Source organism: Nautilia sp. (genome assembly GCF_053994455.1).
In genome coordinates this window covers 1-3505 of record NZ_JBMYAU010000113.1, presented here as the reverse complement: position 1 = coordinate 3505, position 3505 = coordinate 1, and the positions used below count along the sequence as shown (strand labels likewise).

The window sequence follows — 3505 nt, the reverse complement described above, 5'->3', positions numbered from 1 at the left end:
TTTTTCTTATCGCCTCCGTTAAAAGTCCCCCTTTTTCATACCCGACATATCCCGGAGGTGAACCTATAAGTTTCGCAACCGAATGTTTTTCCTGATATTCGCTCATATCAAATCTTAAGAAATTAATGCCGAGTATATTTGCCAGCTGTTTTGCAATTTCAGTTTTACCAACCCCCGTAGGACCCACAAACAGAAAACTTCCGATAGGCTTGTCTTCTCTTGTGAGCCCTGCTTTTTTTCTTTTTATAACTTTGACAAGCTCTTTTATGGCCTGATCTTGCCCGAATACTTTTGCCCTTAAGCCGCTTTCAAGGTTTTTAAGTTTTTCTATTTCGTTGTTGCTTGCGCTCTCTTTAGGGATATTGGCGATTTTTGCGACAATTCCTTCAATATCGCTTTTTGTAATGAGTTTTTTGCCTCTTAATTTAAATTTTGCCCCCGCTTCGTCTATAAGGTCAATCGCGCTGTCAGGCAGGAATTTTTCCCTTAAATATTTTTTTGCCAGTGTGGCCGCGCTTTTAAGAGCTTCTTCCGAATACCTTACACCGTGATACTCTTCATATCTGCTTTTCAGTCCTTTTAAAATTTTAACGGTATCTTCAACACTCGGCTCTTTAACGTCTATTTTTTGAAACCTTCTGTTTAGTGCCCTGTCTTTTTCAAAATGGTTTTTATACTCTTCATACGTAGTAGCGCCTATACATCTGATCTCACCCTTTGCAAGGGCGGGTTTTAAAAGATTCGCCACATCCATACTGCTGCTGCCCGCCGCCCCTGCACCCACAATCATATGTATTTCATCGATGAACAAAATCGGCTCTTTTTCTTTTTTAAGCTCGTCAAGTATGGTTTTCATTCTTTTTTCAAATTCGCCCCTGTATTTGGTTCCCGCAACAAGAGAGCCTAAATCCAAAGAATATATTTTTTTGTTTTTAAGCTGTTTCGGGACTTTGTTTAAGGCTATTTTTTTGGCAAGCCCCTCGACAATGGCCGTTTTCCCGACACCGGGCTCCCCTACGAGCACCGGATTGTTTTTCTTTCTTCTCGAAAGAACCTGCATAACCCTGTCTATTTCTTTTTCCCTGCCTATTACGTCGTCGAATTCTTTAGCTATTGAAGTAAGCTCGGTTGTAAACTCTTCAAGGGGCGAATTTTTTTTGCTTTCTTTTTTCTCTTCTTTCGTTTCGGTTATATATTCTACAATTTCCACTTTTTCTATTCCGAATTCTTTAAGCAGCTGATTAGTATAACTCGTTTCGTCCTCAAGAAGAGCCACAAAAAAATCAAGCTCGTCAGCCACATTTTTTCTTATACCCTGAATATGGCTAACCATTCTTTCGGTGGCTCTGTGAAAAGAGAGAGTTTCCGTAGGGGTAACCCTTAAGGGAACTTTTTCTATATATCTGTCAAGATAATAATCAAGCCCCCTTCTGACATAATCAACATCCACACCCACATCTTCAAGCAAAAACCTGATGTTTTTGTCTTTTAACAGAATATAAAAAGCGTGATCCACGGTAATGTATTCATTCTGTCTTCTTTTGGCTTCGTTAACTATTTCATTAAATATATTTCTTAAATTTTCCGTTATCTGCATCTAAACCTCCTCCAATACTGCTCTTAGCGGAAACCCGGCTTCACGTGCTAACGCGTGTGTTTTTTCTACTTTAATCTGTGCGATTTCGTAGGGGTATACCCCCACCGCGGCACTGCCTTCCCTGTCCACTTTAAGCGTAAGAGCGACAGCCTCGTCTTCATTTTTATGAAATACGGTTTTTAAAACTTCTATAACAAAATCAAACGTCGTATAATCGTCATTTAAAAGCATCACTTTATAAAGTTTAGGCATTATAATTTCAATATCGTTTTCAACAACCGTTTTGGTTGGCATTATTATCCTTTTTTATAATTTATATGTTTATATATTATATCAAAAAAGAGAAAAATTATCAATTTTTAGATATTTTCCCCAATCAGTTTCCACATCTCTTCTTCACTCAAAAGATTTACGCCGAGTTTTTTCGCTTTTTCGTATTTACTGCCGGGATCTTCCCCGTATATAACGAAATCGGTCTTTTTACTCACGCTGTTTGTGACTTTAGCGCCGGCGTATTCTAATATCTTTTTAATTTCACTTCTAGGCTTACTCATTGTTCCTGTAAGCACAATTGTTTTACCGCTAAACGGTGTTTCTTTAATCTCTTTTTTTTCAGGGTTTTTAGGTTTTAAAATTTCAATGAGTTTTTCGATTTTTTCTTTGTTAACCTTTATGTATTCGGCAATTGATTTCACCATTTCCGGCCCGAAACCTTCTATTTCTTCAAACTCCTCAGGATCGTGTTTATAAAATTCCACACCGAATTTTTCACATATTTTTTTGCTTGCCACTTCTCCAATATGCTCGATTCCGAGGGCATTTACAAATCTCCAGCACTCAACCCCTACCCTGCTTTTTATCGCGTTTACGAGATTCTCAGCTTTTTTCCTTGCAAACAGGGGCAGTTTTTCCAAATCCTCTACTTTTAATTTAAATATATCGGTAATGTCTTTTACAAGCCCGTGTTCGTAAAGCAGTTTCGCAACGCTTTCTCCAAGCCCTTCAATATCAAGGCAGTTTTTGCTTGCAAAATAGATAATCGTATTTACAACCCTTGCAGGACATGAAAGATTCTGACACTTGATAAGAGCCCCTTCATCCAATACTTCGGCACCGCATACCGGACAGTGCGTAGGACGCGGAATCGGTTTTTCATTCCCGGTTCTTTTCCAAGCGAGAACTTTCGTAATTTTAGGAATCACATCCCCGCTCCTTATAACAATTACATGATCTCCAATTCTTATATCCATTCTCTCAATTTCGTCAAAATTGTGAAGAGTTGCCCTCTCAACTATCACACCGCCTATTTCAACAGGCTTTAGCACTGCTACAGGCGTTAAAACGCCAGTTCTTCCTACCTGAACGACAACATCTTCTACAATTGTTTCTTTTTCAACGGCCGGAAATTTATATGCCACCATCCATCTCGGATATTTTTGCGTATAACCTAAAATATCGTGATATTTTATTTCATCAATTTTTACAACCATCCCGTCAAGCATAACTTCAAAGCTGTCCCTGAATTCCACAAACTCTTCATATTTTTTTTCTACACATGGTATATCATTGCATACGCCTCTTTTAGGTGGTTCTTTAAACCCGAGAGAATATATGTAATCCATAAGCTCGCTGTATTTTTCATAATTTAAAGAGTTAACCCCCACACCCCAAGGGTAAAAAATAAGCGGTCTTTTTGCGGTAATTTTAGGGTCAAGCTGTCTGAGGCTTCCCGCTGCGGCGTTTCTGGGATTTGCAAAAGTCGGCTCGCCGTTTTTAAGTCTTTCTTCATTCAGTTTTTCAAAATCATCCTTTTTAATTACAACCTCACCCCTTATTTCAATAAGAGATTTTTCTTTTATTTCAAGCGGAATGGATTTTATAGTCTTTGCATTAAGCGTTACGTCTTCA

3 protein-coding genes are annotated in these 3505 nt (G+C 38.4%); all 3 read right to left on the bottom strand.

What is annotated here, in order from left to right; all coding sequences use genetic code 11:
* A partial coding sequence (locus ACXJIE_RS08100) for an AAA family ATPase (RefSeq protein WP_456480465.1) occupies positions 1 to 1597 on the bottom strand: 1597 nt, incomplete at its 3' end.
* On the bottom strand, positions 1598 to 1891 hold the full coding sequence (locus tag ACXJIE_RS08095) for an ATP-dependent Clp protease adaptor ClpS (RefSeq protein ID WP_456480464.1): 294 nt from the start codon (positions 1889 to 1891) through the stop codon (positions 1598 to 1600).
* 65 nt (positions 1892 to 1956) lie between these two features.
* Positions 1957 to 3505, bottom strand: a 1549-nt coding sequence (gene ligA / locus ACXJIE_RS08090) for an NAD-dependent DNA ligase LigA (protein WP_456480463.1), incomplete at its 5' end; no start/stop codon positions are given.